Source organism: Rhizobacter sp. (assembly GCF_031412075.1).
Taxonomy (GTDB): Bacteria; Pseudomonadota; Gammaproteobacteria; order Burkholderiales; family Burkholderiaceae_C; genus Rhizobacter.
This window is the reverse complement of sequence record NZ_JANOCG010000017.1, coordinates 1-2545: the sequence shown is the minus strand read 5'-3', so window position 1 is coordinate 2545 and position 2545 is coordinate 1. Positions and strand designations below refer to the sequence as shown.

The following is a 2545-nucleotide window of genomic DNA, read 5'->3' as shown; positions in this document are numbered from 1 at the left end:
GACTGGATGCTCGCATCACCGCGCGCTGGCTGGCGCGTGATGGCGCCGGTGGTGCTGTCGGTGGTGCCGGTGGTCGCCGTGCCCAGGCGCGCATCGGCGGCTTGCTGGATCTGGTTCAGAAACTCGTCACGGCGCTGGATGTATTCGGGCGCGTTTTCAACCCGAAAACCATAACTGCGCAGCGTGGCGATCTCGAGCGCGTCGAGCTCGAGCACCAGAAAACCGGCGTCGTATTGCGATTCGAGCAGGTTGGCGTGGAAGGTGATGGCCGCCTTGCGGGCGGTGACCAGGTCGGGAAAATACGCCTTGTAGATGTTGGTCCGCAGTTTTTCCTGATCGCGCAGCATGCGCATCTCGGTGGCATGGTTTTCGGCTGAAACGGCCGGGCCAGTGGACACTGCAAGCAGCAGCGCGGCAGCGGCCACGCTCAAGGGTGGGCAAACAAGTTTCATGAAAAAACTCCCTCGTGGGCAAAGTCGGCAGCCTGGTGAGCCCGGCTGCTTCGGCACGCATCGGCGGGTGATCAACCGCGCCAGACGTCCGGCGATTCTGGTGGACTTCGGCGCGCCAAAACGCGGAGTCCACACATGCGGCGCGTAATTTTCTGGCTATTGGCAGGGGCTGCTTTTTGCAGTAGTGCCAGCGCATGCGAAGGCCGTGTCGACGACTGGTCGAAGAGCTTTCTTTCGCTGCGGGCGGTGCGCGGGCATTTCGACGGCGGGCCGTGGACGGCCTCGGTCGACCGCTGGGGCGGCGAGCGTCACCAGGCGATGTTGTGCCTCGCGACACAGGCGTCGGCCCAAGCCGTGGCCACCACGCAGCTGCTGCGCTGGATGGGGCCGCCGGATGAGCGCTTGCGTTGCCCGTCGGCCGACTGTCAGCCGTTTGCGGCCGATGCCGCCGCAGCCGGCGAACTCTGGGTCTACCACTGGCGCGGCCAGCACGACCGATTGGCGTTTGTGATCACCCGCAGGCGCGTCAGTGTCGCGACCTGGGCCCATGCGGGCGAGTGAGCAAGCGCCTCAAAGCTTGAGGGTTTTTCGATTCCCCCGTTCGGGCTGAGCCTGTCGAGGCCAGCGCCGTGCACAGAGGCCCTTCGACAGGCTCAGGGCGAACGGAAATCACTTCTCAGTCGTGGGTGCCGATCGGCTTGAACAACTCTTCGAAGTCTTGCGAGGTGAGCCCCGCGTCGCTCGCCACACCCGACAGCAGCGCGTCGGCCAGGCCGGCCTTGCGCGCCTGCAGCTCGAGCATCTTGTCTTCGACCGTGCCGGTGGCGTTGAGCTTGTAGACGAAGACCGGCTTGTCCTGGCCGATGCGGTAGGCGCGGTCGATGGCCTGCTGCTCCACCGCCGGGTTCCACCACGGGTCGTACAGGATCACGGTGTCGGCGGCGGTGAGGTTGAGGCCCACGCCGCCGGCTTTCAGGCTGATGAGAAAGAGCGGCACCTCGCCGGCCTGGAAGCGCGCGACCAGCGCGCCACGGTCCTTGCTTTCGCCGGTGAGCTTGAGGTGGGGCAGCTTCAATCGATCGAGCTCGATCTCGATCAGCGCCAGCATCTCGGTGAACTGCGAAAACACCAGCACACGCCGCCCGTCTTCGACCAGCGTGGGCAGCAGGTCGAGCAGCAGCTCCATCTTGGCCGACGGGTGGTGCGGCCGCGCGGCGCCCTCGCCCATCTTCAACAAGCGCGGGTCGCAGCACACTTGGCGCAGGCGCAGCAGCGCGTCGAGCACCATGATCTGGCTGCGCGCCAGGCCTTGTTGCGCGATCACCTCGCGCAGCTTGCCGTCCATGGTGGCGCGCACGGTTTCGTACAGGTCGCGCTGGGTGCCGGTGAGGTCGACCCGCAGGTGCGACTCGGTCTTCTCGGGCAGCTCTTGCGCCACCTGCAGCTTGGTGCGCCGCAAGAGGAAGGGCTTGACGCGGCGCGACAGCTGCTGCGCACGCAGCGCGTCTTGGCGGCGCTCGATCGGCGTGCGGTAGTGCTCGCGAAACTGCGCCTCGCTGCCGAGCAGGCCGGGGCACACAAAGTCCATCAGGCTCCACAACTCGCCCAGGTGGTTTTCGAGCGGCGTGCCGGAGAGGCACAAGCGGTGTCGTGCGTTCAGGCCCTTGACCGACACCGCCGCCTGGCTGCGGCTGTTCTTGATGCGCTGGGCCTCGTCGAGCATCAGGTAGTGCCACTCCTGCGCGCCCAGCGTGGCCACATCGCGCATGGCCAGCGGGTAGCTGGTGATGACCAGGTGCGCGCCGGCAATGTTCTTGAAGTGCTTGGCGCGCTGCGCGCCGTGCAGCACCACCAGCTTGAGCTCGGGCGTGAACCGTTTGGCTTCGGCCTCCCAGTTGCCGATCAGGCTGGTGGGCACCACCACCAGGCTGGGCCGGTCGAGCCGCCCTGCGTCGAGCTCGCCCTGCAGCAGCGCCAGGGCCTGCAGCGTCTTGCCCAGGCCCATGTCGTCGGCGAGGATGCCGCCGAGCCGCGCGCGGCGCAGAAAGTCCATCCACGACAGGCCGTCGAGCTGGTAGTGGCGCAAGGTGGCC

At 66.8% G+C, this 2545-nt stretch carries 3 protein-coding genes; 1 reads left to right on the top strand and 2 read right to left on the bottom strand.

Annotation, left to right across the window (positions count from 1 at the left end; all coding sequences use genetic code 11):
- The coding region (locus tag RMO40_RS00565) for a hypothetical protein (protein WP_309714918.1) at nucleotides 1-452 on the bottom strand (452 nt) is incomplete at its 3' end.
- Between the two features lie 135 nt (nucleotides 453-587).
- Here RMO40_RS00565 and RMO40_RS00560 point away from each other — a divergent pair.
- Nucleotides 588-1013 carry a hypothetical protein gene (locus RMO40_RS00560; protein ID WP_309714916.1) on the top strand — a complete coding sequence of 142 codons (426 nt, stop codon included), beginning with the start codon at nucleotides 588-590 and terminating at the stop codon, nucleotides 1011-1013.
- 115 nt (nucleotides 1014-1128) lie between these two features.
- On the opposite strand, the gene RMO40_RS00555 is transcribed toward RMO40_RS00560, so the two are convergent.
- The coding region (locus RMO40_RS00555) for a DEAD/DEAH box helicase (protein ID WP_309714914.1) at nucleotides 1129-2545 on the bottom strand (1417 nt) is incomplete at its 5' end.

Bases quoted from the DNA above. Each gene is read 5' to 3' on its own strand.
- RMO40_RS00560 (WP_309714916.1), top strand. From the start codon at position 588: ATGCGGCGCGTAATTTTCTGGCTATTGGCAGGGGCTGCTTTTTGCAGT.